11 protein-coding genes and 2 tRNA genes are annotated in these 16,029 nt (G+C 68.8%); 11 read left to right on the plus strand and 2 right to left on the minus strand.

Annotation, left to right across the window (positions count from 1 at the left end; genetic code table 11):
• Positions 1-10: 10 nt before the first annotated feature.
• The 6 genes from atpD (at position 11) to ACMV_RS08625 (ending at position 7,034) form a co-directional block, all read left to right on the plus strand.
• Positions 11-1,441, plus strand: coding sequence for a F0F1 ATP synthase subunit beta (atpD, locus tag ACMV_RS08600; RefSeq protein WP_013640147.1), 1,431 nt, complete (start codon positions 11-13; stop codon positions 1,439-1,441).
• 4 nt (positions 1,442-1,445) lie between these two features.
• Positions 1,446-1,859: an ATP synthase F1 subunit epsilon gene (gene atpC, locus ACMV_RS08605; RefSeq protein ID WP_011942415.1), complete on the plus strand. Its 414-nt coding sequence runs from the start codon at positions 1,446-1,448 to the stop codon at positions 1,857-1,859.
• 76 nt (positions 1,860-1,935) lie between these two features.
• Positions 1,936-3,447, plus strand: coding sequence for a malonyl-CoA decarboxylase (locus ACMV_RS08610; RefSeq protein ID WP_007423081.1), 1,512 nt, complete (start codon positions 1,936-1,938; stop codon positions 3,445-3,447).
• Positions 3,448-3,537: 90 nt separating this feature from the next.
• Complete coding sequence (locus tag ACMV_RS08615) at positions 3,538-4,842, plus strand: MFS transporter (protein WP_007423080.1); 1,305 nt, start codon at positions 3,538-3,540, stop codon at positions 4,840-4,842.
• Between the two features lie 102 nt (positions 4,843-4,944).
• Positions 4,945-6,894, plus strand: a complete 1,950-nt coding sequence (gene shc, locus ACMV_RS08620; protein ID WP_007423079.1) for a squalene--hopene cyclase — start codon at positions 4,945-4,947, stop codon at positions 6,892-6,894.
• Between the two features lie 57 nt (positions 6,895-6,951).
• Positions 6,952-7,034 (plus strand) — tRNA-Leu (locus ACMV_RS08625).
• Positions 7,035-7,083: 49 nt separating this feature from the next.
• Here the strand turns inward: ACMV_RS08625 and prfB are convergent.
• Both prfB and ACMV_RS08635 read right to left on the minus strand, forming a co-directional pair.
• A protein-coding gene (gene prfB, locus ACMV_RS08630) for a peptide chain release factor 2 (protein ID WP_138919183.1) occupies positions 7,084-8,215 on the minus strand; the annotation gives its coding sequence in 2 pieces (ribosomal slippage) (positions 7,084-8,145 and positions 8,147-8,215; 1,131 coding nt in all).
• 44 nt (positions 8,216-8,259) lie between these two features.
• The gene (locus ACMV_RS08635; protein WP_011942418.1) at positions 8,260-10,887 is read right to left on the minus strand and encodes a penicillin-binding protein 1A; all 2,628 of its coding nucleotides are present in this window, start codon (positions 10,885-10,887) and stop codon (positions 8,260-8,262) included.
• Positions 10,888-11,059: 172 nt separating this feature from the next.
• Between ACMV_RS08635 and ACMV_RS08640 the strand changes: the two genes are divergently transcribed.
• The 5 genes from ACMV_RS08640 to ACMV_RS08660 all read left to right on the plus strand — a co-directional run bounded on the left by ACMV_RS08640 (position 11,060) and on the right by ACMV_RS08660 (position 16,024).
• Positions 11,060-11,136, plus strand: a tRNA-Pro gene (locus tag ACMV_RS08640).
• Between the two features lie 127 nt (positions 11,137-11,263).
• Positions 11,264-12,130: an FkbM family methyltransferase gene (locus ACMV_RS08645; protein ID WP_013640148.1), complete on the plus strand. Its 867-nt coding sequence runs from the start codon at positions 11,264-11,266 to the stop codon at positions 12,128-12,130.
• 142 nt (positions 12,131-12,272) lie between these two features.
• Positions 12,273-13,079 carry an HpcH/HpaI aldolase/citrate lyase family protein gene (locus tag ACMV_RS08650; protein ID WP_011942420.1) on the plus strand — a complete coding sequence of 269 codons (807 nt, stop codon included), beginning with the start codon at positions 12,273-12,275 and terminating at the stop codon, positions 13,077-13,079.
• A gap of 88 nt (positions 13,080-13,167) precedes the next feature.
• Positions 13,168-14,172 (plus strand): TRAP transporter substrate-binding protein, encoded by a 1,005-nt coding sequence (locus tag ACMV_RS08655; RefSeq protein ID WP_007423815.1) that lies wholly within the window; start codon positions 13,168-13,170, stop codon positions 14,170-14,172.
• A gap of 13 nt (positions 14,173-14,185) precedes the next feature.
• Positions 14,186-16,024, plus strand: a complete 1,839-nt coding sequence (locus tag ACMV_RS08660) for a TRAP transporter large permease (protein WP_013640149.1) — start codon at positions 14,186-14,188, stop codon at positions 16,022-16,024.
• Positions 16,025-16,029 lie beyond the last annotated feature (5 nt).

Raw genomic sequence — 16,029 nt, forward strand, 5'->3', positions numbered from 1 at the left:
AATTACGCATATGGCAAAGAACGTTACCGGCCGCATCACGCAGATCATGGGCCCCGTGGTCGACGTGCAGTTCGAGGGCGAGCTGCCCTACATCCTCAACGCGCTGGAAACCAGGGTGGGCGACCGCCGGCTGGTGCTTGAAGTCGCGCAGGAAATCGGCGAGCGCACCGTCCGCTGCATCGCGATGGACAGCACCGACGGTCTCGCCCGCGGCGACGAGGTGCGCGACACCGGCGAGGCGATCGCCGTTCCCGTCGGCCCGGAGACCCTTGGCCGCATCCTCAACGTGATCGGTGAGCCGATCGACGAGCGCGGGCCGATCCCGACCACCCGCACCGCGCCGATCCACCGCCAGGCGCCGAGCTTCGACGAGCAGGCCACCTCGGCCGAGATCCTCGTCACCGGCATCAAGGTCGTCGACCTGCTCGCCCCCTATCTGAAGGGCGGCAAGATCGGCCTGTTCGGCGGCGCCGGCGTGGGCAAGACCGTGCTCATCCAGGAACTGATCAACAACATCGCCAAGGGCCACGGCGGCGTCTCGGTCTTCGCCGGTGTCGGCGAGCGCACCCGCGAGGGCAACGACCTCTACCACGAGATGATCGACGCCGGCGTCATCAAGCTCGGCGACAACACCACCGAGGGCTCCAAGGTGGCGCTGGTCTATGGCCAGATGAACGAGCCGCCGGGTGCGCGCATGCGCGTCGGCCTCTCCGGCCTGACCATGGCGGAATATTTCCGCGACGAGGAAGGCCAGGACGTGCTGTTCTTCGTCGACAACATCTTCCGCTTCACCCAGGCGGGCGCCGAGGTCTCGGCGCTGCTCGGCCGCATCCCCTCCGCGGTGGGCTACCAGCCGACGCTCGCGACCGACATGGGCGCGCTGCAGGAGCGCATCACCTCGACCAAGAAGGGCTCCATCACCTCGGTCCAGGCCATCTACGTCCCGGCTGACGACCTGACCGACCCGGCGCCGGCCACCTCCTTCTCGCATCTCGACGCGACGACGACGCTGAACCGCGCCATCGCGGAAAAGGGCATCTACCCGGCGGTCGACCCGCTGGACAGCACCTCCCGCGCGCTCGACCCGCGCATCGTTGGCGAGGAGCACTACAACGTCGCCCGCGAGGTGCAGCGCATCCTGCAGAGCTACAAGTCGCTGCAGGACATCATCGCGATCCTGGGCATGGACGAGCTGTCGGAAGACGACAAGCTCACCGTCGCCCGCGCCCGCAAGATCGAGCGCTTCCTCTCGCAGCCCTTCCACGTCGCCGAGGTGTTCACCGGCTCGCCGGGCATCTTCGTGCCGGTGGAAGACACGGTGCGCAGCTTCAAGGCGATCTGCGCCGGCGAATACGACCACCTGCCGGAAGCCGCCTTCTACATGGTCGGCACCATCGAGGACGCGGTGAAGAAGGCCGAGTCCCTGAACGCGACGGCCTGATCCCATGACCGTCGCGCTCGAAATCATCAGCCCGGAGCGGCTCCTGCTCGCCCGGCCGGTCAGCATGGTGGTGATCCCCGGCACCGAGGGCGACCTCGGTGTCCTGCCGGGCCATTCGAAGATGATCACCTCGCTGCGCGGCGGCCTGATCGACCTTTACGAGGACGAGAAGCTGGTCGACCGTTTCTTCGTCTCCGGCGGCTTCGCCCAGATCACCGAAGAGCGCTGCACCGTGCTCGCCGATGCGATCACCAAGCTCGGCGAAATCGATCCGCTCAAGGCGGCCGACGAACTCGCCGCCGCCGAAGCGGCCTGGCGCGAAACCGATGACGCGGACGAGATCGCCTGGCGCGATGCGTCCGACCGTCTGATCACCGCGCAGGCGCGGGTCGACGCCCTCGCCACGCACGGAAACTGAGTCCGCACCGCTCCTCGGTTCCAACCCCTGCGGCAATCCGGTATCATCCGGCGTCGATTGCCGCAGGAGTTCCGAGATGTCCGCCACCTCCCCCCTTTCGCACGATCGCCCCAACCGCTCCTGGCTTGAACGCCTCTGGTCGTCGATCGCCGAGCACGGGCGCGTCTTCGTCAATCTGCCGAATGACGATCTTCCCTCGCGCGAGCGGGCGGAGCTTCTGGCCGATGCCCTGCTGGGCGGGCGTGGCGAAGCCTCCGGCGCGGCCCTCGCCGCTGCCCTGCTCGGCACGCTGCGCGGCCTCGCGCCGCATGAGCGGATCACGTTCTGCGAATTCCTCGCCACCGGCTTCGAGCCGGACGCGGACCGCCTCCAGGACGCCGCCCGCGCCTATCTGGGATCGCCCGACGCGGCCACCGCCGCCGCCCTCGCCACAGCCGCCGAGCCGCCCCGCCAGGAACTCCTGCGCCGGATGAACATGGCGCCCGGCGGCACCGGCGCGCTGATCGACATGCGCCGGGAGGTGCTGGCCGAACTGCCGAAACGCCCGAGCCTTGCTCCGCTCGATTCCGACCTTCGGCACCTCTTCGCATCCTGGTTCAACCGCGGCTTCCTGGAGCTCCGCCGGATCGACTGGCGCACCCCGGCCTTCATTCTCGAAAAGCTCATCGCCTACGAGGCGGTGCACGAAATCCAGGGCTGGGACGACCTGCGCCGCCGCCTCGCCCCCGATCGCCGCTGCTTCGCCTTCTTCCATCCCGCCCTGCCGGACGAGCCGCTGATCTTCGTCGAGGTCGCGCTGGTCAAGGGGCTGGCCGAGGCGATCGGCCCGCTGCTGGCCCCGGCCGCCGACGATGATGCCGCCGAGCATGCCCAGCAGGATGCCGCAGCACGGGCAAATACGGCGATCTTCTATTCGATATCGAACTGCCAGGAGGGCCTGCGCGGCATCTCCTTCGGCAATTTCCTGATCAAGCAGGTCGTTGCCGAACTCCAGTCCGAACTGGCAAACCTGCGGAAATTCTCGACCCTGTCCCCCGTTCCCGGCCTGCGCCGCGCCATCCGCGCGGTGCTGGACTCGCCCTCCGCCCCGCTGCTTGCCGCCGAGGAGCGCGAGGCGATCGGCCGCGCGCTCGGCACCGCCCCGGCGGCCGATACCTCCGCCGAAGGCGACGCCAATCTGCTCAAATCGATTCTCGAGGACCGCCCATGGTGGACCGAAGCGCCGCTCGCCGCGGCGTTGCGCGGCCCCCTGCTGCGCCTCGCCGCGCTCTATCTGACCGGCGCCTGGCGCGCGAACGGCGTTCCGGCCGCCGCCCGGCCCGACCCGGTGGCCCGCTTCCATCTCGGCAATGGCGCGCGTCTCGAACGGATCAACTGGCTCGGCAACACGAGTCCGCGTGGCATCGCCGAGTCGTTCGGCGTGATGGTGAACTATCTCTACGATCCCGATGCGATCGAGGCGCGGCACGAAGCCTATCTGCGCGACGGAACGGTGGCGCGGGCCGCCGCGGTCGACCAGCTGATGGCGCCGCCGGGCCAGTCCTGGCTGGCCCGGCGCACGCGCGGGCTCATCACCACCGAAAGCTGATTTGGCGAATCGTTCCCATGCGTCCATAAAAAAATAACTGGACAGAAAGCTCTGCCGGAATCTCCGATTCCGGCACGCGGGAGGAACGGAATGAACGATTTCGGCACGGCCGCGCCTGGTGGCGCGCGCGCGAGAACCAGCCTCAACCGGCAGCAGATCGCCGGGTTCTGGGGCGCCTGGTTCGGTTGGATGCTCGACGGGATGGACAGCGTGATCTACGCGCTGGTTCTGGCCCCGGCGCTCACCGAGCTGCTGCCCCACTCCGGCATCAAGCCCACCCCGGCGAATATCGGCGAGATCGGCTCCATCCTGTTCGCCGTCTTTCTGGTCGGCTGGGGCTTTTCGTTCCTCTGGGGCCCGATCGCCGACCGGTTCGGCCGCCGCAACGCGCTCGCCGCCACCATCATGCTCTACGCGGTTTTCACCGGGGCCGCGGCATTGTCGCAAAACATCTGGGAGCTCGGCCTGTTCCGCCTGATCGCCGGCATCGGCATCGGCGGCGAATGGGCGATGGCCGGCACCTATGTCGCCGAGGCGTGGCCGGAGGACCGGCGCAAGATGGGCGCCGGACTGCTGCAGACAGGCTATTATTTCGGCTTCTTCGCCGCCGCCGCGCTCAATTTCACCGTGGGCGCAAGCCTTGGCTGGCGGGCGATGTTCCTCTGCGGCATGGTCCCCGTCATCATCTCGATCCTGATCCTGCTCGGCGTGAAGGAGACGGGGAAATGGGAACGCCACCACGCCGGCCGCGACACCCATCCCCTCGTCGCCATCTTCGCGCCCGCCTACCGGCGCCAGACCATCGTGATGTCGGTGCTGCTCACGGTCGCCATCATCGGGCTCTGGGCCGGCGCGGTCTATGAACCGAGCGCGATCATCATCCTCGCGAAGGCCGCCGGCATGCCGATCAAGGCGGCGATCCACATGGCCTCCTTCGGCACCGGCATCCTTTCCATCGGCACCATCCTCGGCTGCATCGCCCTGCCGATCATGGCCGAGCGCTGGGGACGGCGGCCGACGCTCTCGATCTATTTCGCGGTGATGTTCATCACCATCATCCTCGCCTTCGGCTGGGCGTTCTACCTGCCCGCCGGCCATGCCCTGCCGGCCTTCCTGACCGTCCTGTTCTTCCTCGGTTTCGGCGGCGGCAACTTCGCGATGTTCAGTCTCTGGCTGCCGGAACTCTATCCGACCGAAATCCGCGCCACCGCCTTCGCCTTCTGCACCTCGATCGGCCGCTTCGCCGGCGCCGTGGTCAACTTCATCCTCGCGGGGGCGGTGAAGGGCATGGGAACGCTGGGCACGCCGGTCGCGATCACCGCCGTCGCCTTCGCGATCGGGCTGCTGATCGTCCCCTTCGGCCGCGAAACGCGCGGCCAGACCCTGCCCGACTGAACGGCTCCGCAGGGCGCGGGAGACCGGCGCAAGCCGCATCCCGGCCCTGCCCTATCCGCAGGATACTAGGCGCGGCGAAGCAAAATCGCATATACGGGGGCAATGTTCGATACGATTTCCTTCGATTTCGATGCCCTCGACCAGGCGATCAGCCGCGCCCACGCGCGGCTTTCGGCGGAACAGCGCGCGGACGGCCATTACGTCTACGAACTCGAGGCCGACGCGACGATCCCCGCCGAATACGTCCTGCTCGAACATTTCCTCGACCGGATCGACCCCGAGCTTGAAGCGCGCATCGGCGTGTTCCTGCGCGGCATCCAGGGCAATTCGCCGCAGAATCCCGGCGGCTGGCCGCTCTTCCATGACGGGGCGATGGACATTTCGGCCAGCGTGAAGGCCTATTTCGCGCTGAAGGCGATTGGCGACGATCCGGACGCCCCGCACATGCGCCGCGCCCGCGAAGCCATCCTCGCCCGCGGCGGGGCGGCGCGCACCAATGTGTTCACCCGCATCCAGCTCGCGCTGTTCGGCGCCGTCCCCTGGCGGGCCTGCCCGGTCATGCCGGTCGAGATCATGCTGCTGCCGGACTGGTTCCCGATCACCATCTGGAAGATCAGCTACTGGTCGCGCACCGTCATAGCACCTCTGCTGGTGCTGCTGACCGAGCGCCCCATCGCACGCAACCCGCGCAACGTGCGGATCGACGAGCTGTTCGTCACCCCGCCCGATCAGGTGACCGACTATATCCGCGGCCCCTACCGCTCGAACTGGGGCTACCTGTTCAAGGCGATCGATTCGGCGCTGCGCCCGCTCGAGCGGCATTTCCCCGCCCGCAGCCGCAAGCGCGCGATCCAGGCGGCGATCGACTTCATCACCCCGCGCCTGAACGGCGAGGACGGGCTGGGCGCCATCTACCCGGCCATGGCCAACACGGTGATGATGTATCACACGCTCGGCTACAGCCCCGACCACCCGGATTACGCGACGGCCTGGGCCTCGGTCCGCAAGCTGGTGACCGATGCCTCCTACCGTTTCGAGGGGGCGAGCTATGTGCAGCCCTGCCTCTCCCCGGTCTGGGACACCTCGCTGGCCGCCCACGCCCTCGCCGAGGCCGGCAGCCCCGGCGATGCCCAACTCGCCGCCGCCTGCGACTGGCTGATCCCCCGCCAGATCCTCGACGTGAAGGGCGACTGGGCCTATCGCAAGCCCGACGCCCCGCCCGGCGGCTGGGCCTTCCAGTACAACAACGCGCACTACCCCGACGTGGACGATACCGCCGTGGTCGGCATGATCCTCGACCGCAACGGCGATCCCGCCCATCGCGAGGCGGTGGAACGCGCCCGGCAATGGATCCTCGGCATGCAGAGCCGCTCCGGCGGCTGGGGCGCCTTCGATTCGGACAACGAGTTCCACTACCTCAACCACATCCCCTTCGCCGATCACGGCGCCCTGCTCGACCCGCCGACGGCGGACGTCACCGCGCGCTGCATCTCCTTCCTCGCCCAGCTCGGCCACGCGGAAGATCGCCCGGCGATCGAGCGCGGCGTCGCCTATCTGCGCCGCGAGCAGGAACAGGACGGCTCCTGGTTCGGCCGCTGGGGCACGAACTACATCTACGGCACCTGGTCTTCGCTCTGCGCGCTGAACGCCGCCGGCGTGGCGCAGGACGATCCGATGATGGTCCGCGCCGTCGAATGGCTGCTCGCCCGCCAGCGGCCGGATGGCGGCTGGGGCGAGGATTGCGAGACCTACGCCCACGCGAAGCCCGGCGAGTATCACGAAAGCCTGCCCTCGCAGACCGCCTGGGCGCTGCTCGGCCTGATGGCCGCCGGCCAGGCCGAGCACGAGGCCGTCGCCCGCGGCATCGCCTGGCTGCAATCGGTGCAGGAAGACGACGGCTCGTGGACCGAACAGCCCTATAACGCGGTCGGTTTCCCGCGGGTGTTCTACCTGCGCTACCACGGCTATCCGCGGTTCTTCCCGCTGCTGGCGATGGCGCGCTACCGCAACCTCGCCCGCGGCAACAGCCGGCAGGTGCAGTTCGGATTCTGACCTGCCCGCCGGGCGCTTGCCCGACGCGCCCGCGCCGTGGCAGGAACGGTTCGCCACGCGGATGTGGCGGAATGGTAGACGTAGCAGACTTAAAATCTGTTGCCCGTCAGGGCGTGCGGGTTCAAGTCCCGCCATCCGCATTCAGCCCGTCTCCCGAAGCGGCGGCAGAACCCGCCGCTTCGGGCCGGTTCACTCGGCCTGGGCCGACGCCTCGCTGCGGGTCGCCCCCACGCGGGAGGCGAGCGATGCGGCCATGAACGCGTCGAGATCGCCGTTCAGCACCGCGTCCGGATTGCCGCTTTCAAAGTTGGTCCGCAGATCCTTCACGAGCTGGTAGGGTGCGAGCACGTAGGAGCGGATCTGGTGCCCCCAGCCGATGTCGCGCTTCGCGCTTTCCGAGGCCGCGGCGGCCTCCTCGCGCTTCTGCAACTCCATCTCGTAGAGGCGGGATTTCAGCATCTCCATCGCGGTGGCGCGGTTGCGGTGCTGGCTGCGGTCGTTCTGGCAGGCGACGATGATGCCGGAGGGGACGTGGGTGATGCGGATCGCGCTCTCGGTCTTGTTGACGTGCTGGCCGCCGGCGCCGGAGGCGCGGAACGTGTCCACCTTCAGGTCGGCCGGGTTGATCTCGACCTCGATCGAATCGTCGACCACCGGATAGACCCAGACGCTGGCGAAACTGGTCTGCCGCCGCGCATTGGCGTCGAAGGGCGAGATCCGCACCAGCCGATGCACCCCGGCCTCGGTCTTCAGCCAGCCATAGGCGTTCATGCCGGAGACCTGGATGGTGGCGGACTTGATGCCCGCCTGCTCGCCCTCGGATTCCTCGAGCATCGTCACCTTGTAGCCGTGCTGCTCGGCCCAGCGGGTGTACATGCGCAGCAGCATCTCGGCCCAGTCCTGCGCCTCGGTGCCGCCGGCGCCGGCATTCACCTCGAGATAGCAGTCATTGCCGTCGGCCTCGCCGGCGAGCAGGCTCTCGATCTCGCGGCGCTTGGCCTCCTCGGAGATGCGGCGCAGCGCCGCCTCGGCCTCGGCGAGCACCGACTGGTCGCCCTCCGCCTCGGCGAGTTCGGCGAGGGTGAGCGCATCCTCGGTCTCGCGCTCGATCGTGTGCACCGCCTCGGTCTGGGTCGCGAGGCGGTTACGCTCGCGCAGCATCGCCTGGGCGGCGTCGGCATTGTCCCACAGCGCCGGGTCCTCGGCGCGGGCGTTCAGTTCCTCGAGTTTTCGAAGGGCGGCATCCCAGTCAAAGATGCCTCCTCAGCAGGGCCACGCTTTGCGTGATCTGCTCGGCGAGCGATTGGGTTTCGGCAGACATTCTCTCTTCTCTTCAGATTCTGTCGGGATGATTTCCAAAGCCGGTCAATACAGCCCGCCCAGCGATTTGTCGACATTGCCGGACGGCGCCGGCGCCCCGCCCGAAGGGGTCTGGCCATCCGGCGCCGGGCTGAAATCGTGCGACCCGGTCGACGGCGTCGTGTTCGCGAAGGCACCGCCGAGATTCAGCGGATCGTCGGCGACGAGCCCGGGGTTGGACTGCGCGCCCGGCGTCTGGCCCGGCTTGAATGCCTCTTCCACCGTCTCGTCGCGGAACGTCACCTTGTGCAGCGTGATGCCCGGCGGCGGCTTGAACGGAATCACCGGCTGGTTCTTGAGCGCGACCTTCATGTACTGGTTCCAGGCCGGGCCGCAGACATTGCCGCCGGTCTGGTTGACGCCGAGATCCCTCGGCTTGTCGAAGCCGATCCAGCATCCCGTCACCATCTGCGGCACGAAGCCGATGAACCAGGCGTCGTTGAAATTGTTGGTCGTGCCGGTCTTGCCGGCGATCGGCCGCTTCAGCCCCTTCACCGCCGGCACGCCGGTGCCGTATTCGGCCACGTTCCGCATCATCATGATGACCTGATAGACGCTGTCCGGATTGGCGAGCCGCGCGCCCGGCCGGTTCAGGATCGGCGGTTGCTGCGCCGAACCGTCCATGCAGTTGGCGCAGGACTGGTCCGGCGCCTGGTACAGGATGTGCCCGTCCGGCGCGGTCACGCTGTCGATCAGCGAGGGCTGCACCTTGCGCCCGTATTCGTCGAGCGCGGCATAGCCGCGGACCATGCGCCACAGCGTGGTGTCGAGCGCGCCGATCGCCGCCGGATAGATCAGCGGCGCGTGCTTCACCACGCCGAATTTCTTGAAATTGGCGATCACGTTGGGCAGCCCGACCCGCCGCACCAGATGCAGCGTGGCCAGGTTGAGCGACTCCTGGATCGCGTAGAACACCGGCACCGGGCCCTGGAAGGAATTCTCGTAATTGCCCGGCCGGTAGATCTGCCCGTCCGACAGGCGCTGGATGAACGGCGCGTCGAGAATCGTCGCATCCGGCTGAACGCCCGCCTGCATCGCGGTCAGATAGTCGAACGGCTTGACGCTGGAGCCGGGCTGCCGATGCGCCTGGATCGCGCGGTTATAGGGGCTGAGCCGGTTGCTCCAGCCGCCGACCATGGCAAGCACCCGCCCGGTCTGCGGATCGAGGCTGAGCATCGCCCCCTCGACCTTCGGCACCTGCTCCAGCGAGACCGTCCCGCCCTTGTCCGGCTTGGGCTCGATCATGATCACATCGCCCGGCTTGAGCATCTGCGCCATGTTGCGCAGCAGCGGCCCGGGACGGCCGTGGATCATCGGCCGCCCCCACTGGATCGCCGCCAGGGTGAGCGTGCCGGTATGCGCCTCCGACGGCGAGTCGCCGTCGAGCCAGCCGATTCGCGCGCGCTGCGCGGTCTCGCTGATCACCACGCCGAGACGCCAGGAGGCGATGAGCCCCTTCGGCGTGTCCTGCCGCGCCAGCGCCCGCGCCCAGCCGGCGGCCAGTTCCCCGGCGCCGATATGCCCGACCGGGCCGTGATAGACGCCGAATTCGTGGTCGTACGACACGAGCCGGTCGCGCATCGCCCGCGTCGCCGCCGCCTGCAGCTTCGGATCGAGGCTGGTGCGGACGATGAGCCCGCCCTCCATCGCCGTCTTGCGGCCGAACATGCGGACCAGCTGCGTCTCCACCGCGCCGACGAAATAGCCCGCACCGGGAATCGACGCCGGCCCGGCAGCCGCCTTTGGCACCAGCGGCGCGGCGAGTGCCTCGCGCGCCTGCGCCGCGGTGATGAACCCGTCCGCCTGCATCTGCCCGATCACCCAGTCCCGCCGGTCGCGGGCGCGCTTGGGGTGAAGGAAGGGGTTGTAATTGGTCGGCGCCTTCGGCAGGCCGCCGAGCATCGCCGCCTCGGCAACGGTCAGCTGCGACAGCGGCTTGTCGAAATAGGCCTGCGCCGCCGCGGCCACGCCCCAGCTGTCCTGGCCGAGGAAGATCTCGTTCAGATACAGGGTCAGGATCTGCTTCTTCGACATCGCCCGGTTGACCCGGACGGCGAGGATCGCCTCCTTGATCTTGCGGGTGAAGTCGATCCGGTTGTCGAGCAGCATGTTCTTGACCACCTGCATCGTGATGGTCGAGGCGCCGAGCGGGCGCTCATGGCTGCCGATCCGGGTCAGGTCGACCACGCCGGCGCGGACGATGGCCAGCGGGTCGATTCCCGGCTCGGTCCAGAAATTCTTGTCCTCGGCCGCGATGAACGCATCGGCGACCAGCGGCGGAATCCGGTCGTAGGGCACATAAATCCGGTGCTGCGTGCCCAGCGCGCCGATCAGGCGGAAATTCTCGGCGTAGATCCGGGTTTCGAGCGGCGGCTCGTAATGGCGCAGCCGGTCCACGCCGGGCAGGCCGCTGCTGAAATAGAAGAACAGCCCGCCGCCCACGAGAACGCCGCCCACCATCCCGACCAGCGCCAGGCGATAGAGGCCGCGCACGAACATCCCGCCCGCAACGCCGGCAAGGCCGGGGCGCTTCCTGGGGGCAGGCTTGCCGCCACGCTTGGGAGGAGTGGGGCCGGCACGGCGCCGCGAATCGGATTTGGCCAGCCGCTCGCCGGCTTTCAGAGGTCGAGACATGGCGGCTCCATAGCACCCAATCTGCAAGATCGCGAATAATCGGGGCGGGATGCTGTGGTTAAATCTCGTCAACGCAATGGTGGCCCTGCGTCACCTTCCGTCGCCGCGCACGGCAGAAACGCGCCGCCGGAGCCTTGCCTATCCCGCCTCCCTTGGCTATAGGCCGCGTCATCGGAGTGTAGCTCAGCCTGGTAGAGCACTGTGTTCGGGACGCAGGGGCCGGAGGTTCGAATCCTCTCACTCCGACCATCCGGTCAAAATGCCGTGCGGTCCCGGTGGCCCTACCACCAATGAGCGAGATCGGGATACTTAAGCCCGTCTTGCTGGCGCCGCAGGCGGATGGGATCGTCCCGCGACACCATCCGGGACCCTCGCGATGTCGATCAGGACCTTCACCCCCCTGCGTCAGACGATCCGCGCCTATTCGGCGCTGCTGAACATCAGCGACAAGATTTCATCCATCGAGGCAGCGATGGGCGTGCCGAAAGCGGCCCCCCGGCACCGGTCGAAATTCGATATCCACGACCGCCAGGGCCTCACGCTCCTGCTCGACCGCGGCTCGATCGTCGACCGCGCCCTGATCGACAGCGATGCATGGGAGCGCGAGCAGCTCGACTATCTCTTCCACCTCGCCCGCCGCGCCGGGCGCATCGGTTCCATGATGTTCGTCGATGTGGGTGCCTATTTCGGCCTCTATTCGCTCCTCGCCCTGCGCACCGGCCTGTTCGACCGGATCCACGCCTTCGAGGCCGACCGCGACAACTTCGCCCAGCTGCAGGCCAACCTGCTGCTGAACGACGCGACGCACGCGATCACCGCCGCCAACATCGCCGTGACCGATACAACCGGCACCATCCGCTTCCGCGACAGCCGGACGCATCCGGACGGCAACCGCGCCGGCGTCGGCATCCTCGATGACGGCGCCGACTCCTACCCGGTGCCCGCGACCACCATCGATGCGGCACTGCCCGCAACCGGCGCGGTCATCGTGATGAAGATCGATGTCGAAGGCCACGAGGCGCGCGTCCTCAAAGGCATGGAGCGGACGTTGCGCAACAACAGGGTCATCATGCAGGTCGAGATCTACGAGGCCCAGAACGACGTCTCGCTGGCCGAAATCGCCCGCCTCGGCCTGCGCCGGCTCAACACCATCTACCCCGACCACTACTTCACCAACATGACCGATGCCGAACTCGATCTCTCGGTGCCGGCGCGGCCGGACCAGACGGCGATGGCCATCTGACGCCGCTCCCGCGCATTCCCCGGCGCGACGCATTGACCCCGCGCGCCGGCTCTCTAACCTGCGGCATCCAGCCGAACCGGAGACGCCGCTTGCCCGCCTTCCGCCCCTGCACCCCACCCGCCCCGCGCGCCGGATCGCCCGCATGAGCGCCGGCGGTCTCGCCCTGCTCTTCGTCCCGGCGGACCGGCCGGAACGCTTCGCCAGGGCCGCCGCCTCCGGCGCCGATTCGATCATCATCGACCTCGAGGACGCGGTCGCCCCCGCGGCGAAGTCCGCCGCCCGCGCCGCCCTCGCCGCCCCGGGCGCGCTGCCCGGCGGGATCGAGATTTTCCTGCGGGTGAACGCCGCCGGCACGCCCTGGCACGCGGAGGATCTCGCCTGCGCCGCGCGCCTGCCCCTTGCCGGGATCGTGCTGCCCAAGGCGGAAGCGCCGGAGCGGATCGCCGCGGTTTCGCAAGCCGCCGGCGGCCCTCCGGTCATCGCCCTGATCGAGACCGCGCGCGGCCTCGCCGAGGCGCGCCGCCTCGCCGCCGCCGGGGTTGCGCGGCTTGCGTTCGGCTCGATCGATTTCTGCGCCGATCTCGGCGCCGCGCACACGCGCGAGGCCCTGCTCCACGCCCGCGCGGAACTCGTGCTCGCCGCCCGCCTCGCCGCCCTGCCGCCGCCGATCGACGGCGTCACCACCGCGATCGACGATGAAGCCGCGATCGAGGACGACGCCCGCCACGCCGCCAGCCTCGGCTTCGGCGGCAAGCTCTGCATCCACCCGCGCCAGATCGCGCCGGCCCGGCAGGGCTTCCGCCCGTCGGCGGCGGAACTCGCCTGGGCGCAGCGGATTCTCGCCGCCGGGCCCGATGGCGCCGAGGCGGTCGACGGCGCCATGGTCGACGCCCCGGTCCGCGCCCGCGCCCGCCAGATCGCCCGCCGCGCCGGCATCCCGACGCCGTGACGGCCGCCGCCGCCACGGCGTTCATTTCCGTTGCAAACGATCGCGTTTAATTTACAACCGGCGCAGCAAAACGGGAGGAAACCTGACCATGACCATCACGCGACGCCAGCTCGGGCTTTCGGCGGCCGCCCTGCCCCTGTTCACCATCGGCGGCCGCGCCGAGGCGGCGGTGCTGCGCTACCGGCTGGCCACCAACCTGCCGGCGACCCATCCGCTCAACGTCCGCCTCTCCGAGGCGATCCGCAACATCGAGCACCGCAGCGGCGGCCAGCTGCGCATCATGCTGTTCCCGAACAGCGCGCTCGGCTCGGATACCGAAACGCTCAGCCAGCTGCGCAGCGGTGCCGTGCAGTTCTTCACCCTCTCCGGCCTGATCCTGTCGACCCTGGTGCCCGACGCGGCGATTTCCGGCGTCGGCTTCGCCTTCAAGGACTACCATCAGGTCTGGTCGGCGATGGACGGCAAGCTCGGCGCCCATATCCGCGGCCGCATCGCCGCGCATGGCCTCACCGCCTTCGACCGGATCTTCGACAACGGCTTCCGCCAGACCACCACCGGCACCCACCCGATCATGCAGCCGGCCGATTTCAAGGGGCTCAAGATCCGCGTGCCGGTCGCCGCGCTCTGGACCTCGCTGTTCAAGGATTTCGGCGCGGTGCCGACCTCGATCAATTTCAACGAGGTCTACTCCGCCCTGCAGACCCATCTCGTCGACGCGCAGGAAAACCCGCTCGCGGTGATCGAGACGGCGAAGCTCTACGAGGTACAGAAATACTGCTCGATGACCAACCACATGTGGGACGGGTTCTGGTTCCTCGCCAACCCGAAGGCGTTCGAGAAGCTGCCGCCGAAGCTGCGCGCCATCGTCGAGGACGAGATCAACGGCGCCGCGGTGAAGGAGCGCGCCGATGTCGCGAAGCTCAACGATTCCCTGCGCGGCAAGCTCTCCGGCCAGGGCCTGAAGTTCAACGACACGAATGCCGCCCCCTTCCGCGCCGCCCTGCAGAAGGCCGGCTTCTATGCCGAGTGGAAGAAGCGCTTCGGCGACGAGGCGTGGAGCACGCTGGAAGCCGCGGTCGGCAAGCTCGCCTGACGACCGCCTTGCGATGACGCCGCCCCGCCCCGGCGCTCTCGCCCGTGCCGACCGCGCGCTCGCCCGCGCGGTCGAGGCGGCGGCGGCGCTGCTGCTCGCCGCCGAGGTGCTGCTGCTCGGCGCGAGCATCCTGGCGCGCGCCTGCGGCATCGCGATGGTCTGGTCGGAGGAGCTGGAAGAACTCCTGTTCCTCTGGCTCGCCATGTTCGGCACGGTCATCGCGCTGCGCCGCGGCGGCCACATGCGCATGACCGCGCTCGTCGCCCGTCTCGGCCCCTCGTCCCGCGCCTTCGCCGAGGCCTTCGCGCTGGCGGCGATGGCCGGCTTCGCGCTGCTGCTCCTGCCGGACGCGATCGGCTTCGCCGCCCAGCAGGGCGCGATCCACACGCCGGCGCTCGGCCTGCCCGGCAGCCTGCGCACCGCCGCCCTGCCGGCCGGCTTCGGGCTGATCGTGCTGACCGCGCTGGTCCAGCTCCCGGCGCACCGCCTGCGCGACCTGCTGCTCGCCGCGATCGGCCTCGCCGCCGCCGGCCTGGCGCTGTCCGTCCTCGCCCCCTGGTTCGACGATATCGGCAACTGGTCGCTCGTCGTCTTCTTCGTGCTGCTGCTCGGCGCGGGCGTTGCCGCCGGCGTGCCGATCGGTTTCGCCTTCGGCCTCGCCACCTTCGCCTATCTCGCCGATGCCGGCGGCATTCCGCTCTCGATCATGGTCGGCAAGATGCAGGAGGGCATGAGCTCGCTGATCCTGCTCGCGGTGCCGCTCTTCGTCTTCCTCGGCACGCTGATCGAGATGACCGGCATGGCCCGCGCGATGGTCGACAGCCTGGCCGCCCTGTTCGGCCATTTCCGCGGCGGGCTCAGCTATGTCCTGCTCGGCGCGATGTATATCGTCTCTGGCATTTCCGGCGCCAAGGCGGCGGACATGGCGGCGGTCGCCCCGGTGCTGTTCCCCGAGATGAAGCGCCGCGGCGTGCCGGAGGGCGAGCTGGTCTCGCTGCTCGCCGCCTCCGGCGCGATGAGCGAGACGATCCCGCCCAGCCTGGTGCTGATCATCATCGGCTCGGTCACCAGCGTCTCGATCGCCGCCCTCTTCGCCGGCGGCATGCTGCCGGCGCTCGTGCTGGCGATCGTCCTCGGCATCATCGCGCGGCGGAACGCGGGGCGCGATGGCCACGGTGCTGCGCCGCGCGCGCCCGTCCGGATCATGGCGCGGAATTTCGTCATCGCCCTGCCGGCGCTGGTCGTCCCCTTCCTGATCCGCTTCGCCGTCGCCGACGGCATCGCCACCGCGACCGAGGTGTCCACCATCGGCATTTTCTATTCGGCCCTGGTCGGCCTGCTCGTCTACCGCAAGTTCGACTGGCGCCGCCTCTGGCCGATGCTGGTGGACAGCGCATCGCTCTCCGGCGCGATCCTGTTCATCATCGGCACCGCGAGCTGCATGTCCTGGGCGCTCACCCAATCCGGCTTCGCGATGTCGCTGGGGGCGGCGATGCAGGCGGTGCCCGGCGGGCGCGACGGCTTCCTGCTCGCGTCCATCCTGGTCTTCATCGTGCTCGGCAGCGTTCTCGAGGGCATCCCCGCGATGGTGCTGTTCGGCCCGCTGCTGTTCCCGGTGGCGAGCCAGGCCGGCATCAACGAGGTGCACTACGCGATCGTGGTGATCCTCGCGATGGGGATCGGCCTGTTCGCCCCGCCCTTCGGCGTCGGCTACTACGCCGCCTGCGCGATCGGGCGGATCGACCCTGCCGCCGGCATGCGCCGCATCGTGCCCTATCTTGCCGCGCTGCTGGTCGGCCTGCTGATCGTCGCCTTCGTCCCGGCGATCACCACGGCCCTGCTCCCCCACTGACAGAC

The organism is Acidiphilium multivorum AIU301 (assembly GCF_000202835.1).
GTDB classification, from domain to species: domain Bacteria; phylum Pseudomonadota; class Alphaproteobacteria; order Acetobacterales; family Acetobacteraceae; genus Acidiphilium; species Acidiphilium multivorum.

Bases quoted from the DNA above. Each gene is read 5' to 3' on its own strand.
- ACMV_RS08650 (WP_011942420.1), top strand. From the start codon at position 12,273: ATGAGCGCCGGCGGTCTCGCCCTGCTCTTCGTCCCGGCGGACCGGCCG.
- ACMV_RS08645 (WP_013640148.1), top strand. From the start codon at position 11,264: ATGTCGATCAGGACCTTCACCCCCCTGCGTCAGACGATCCGCGCCTAT.
- ACMV_RS08660 (WP_013640149.1), top strand. From the start codon at position 14,186: ATGACGCCGCCCCGCCCCGGCGCTCTCGCCCGTGCCGACCGCGCGCTC.
- ACMV_RS08615 (WP_007423080.1), top strand. From the start codon at position 3,538: ATGAACGATTTCGGCACGGCCGCGCCTGGTGGCGCGCGCGCGAGAACC.
- atpC (WP_011942415.1), top strand. From the start codon at position 1,446: ATGACCGTCGCGCTCGAAATCATCAGCCCGGAGCGGCTCCTGCTCGCC.
- ACMV_RS08635 (WP_011942418.1), bottom strand. From the start codon at position 10,887: ATGTCTCGACCTCTGAAAGCCGGCGAGCGGCTGGCCAAATCCGATTCG.
- atpD (WP_013640147.1), top strand. From the start codon at position 11: ATGGCAAAGAACGTTACCGGCCGCATCACGCAGATCATGGGCCCCGTG.
- ACMV_RS08610 (WP_007423081.1), top strand. From the start codon at position 1,936: ATGTCCGCCACCTCCCCCCTTTCGCACGATCGCCCCAACCGCTCCTGG.
- shc (WP_007423079.1), top strand. From the start codon at position 4,945: ATGTTCGATACGATTTCCTTCGATTTCGATGCCCTCGACCAGGCGATC.
- ACMV_RS08655 (WP_007423815.1), top strand. From the start codon at position 13,168: ATGACCATCACGCGACGCCAGCTCGGGCTTTCGGCGGCCGCCCTGCCC.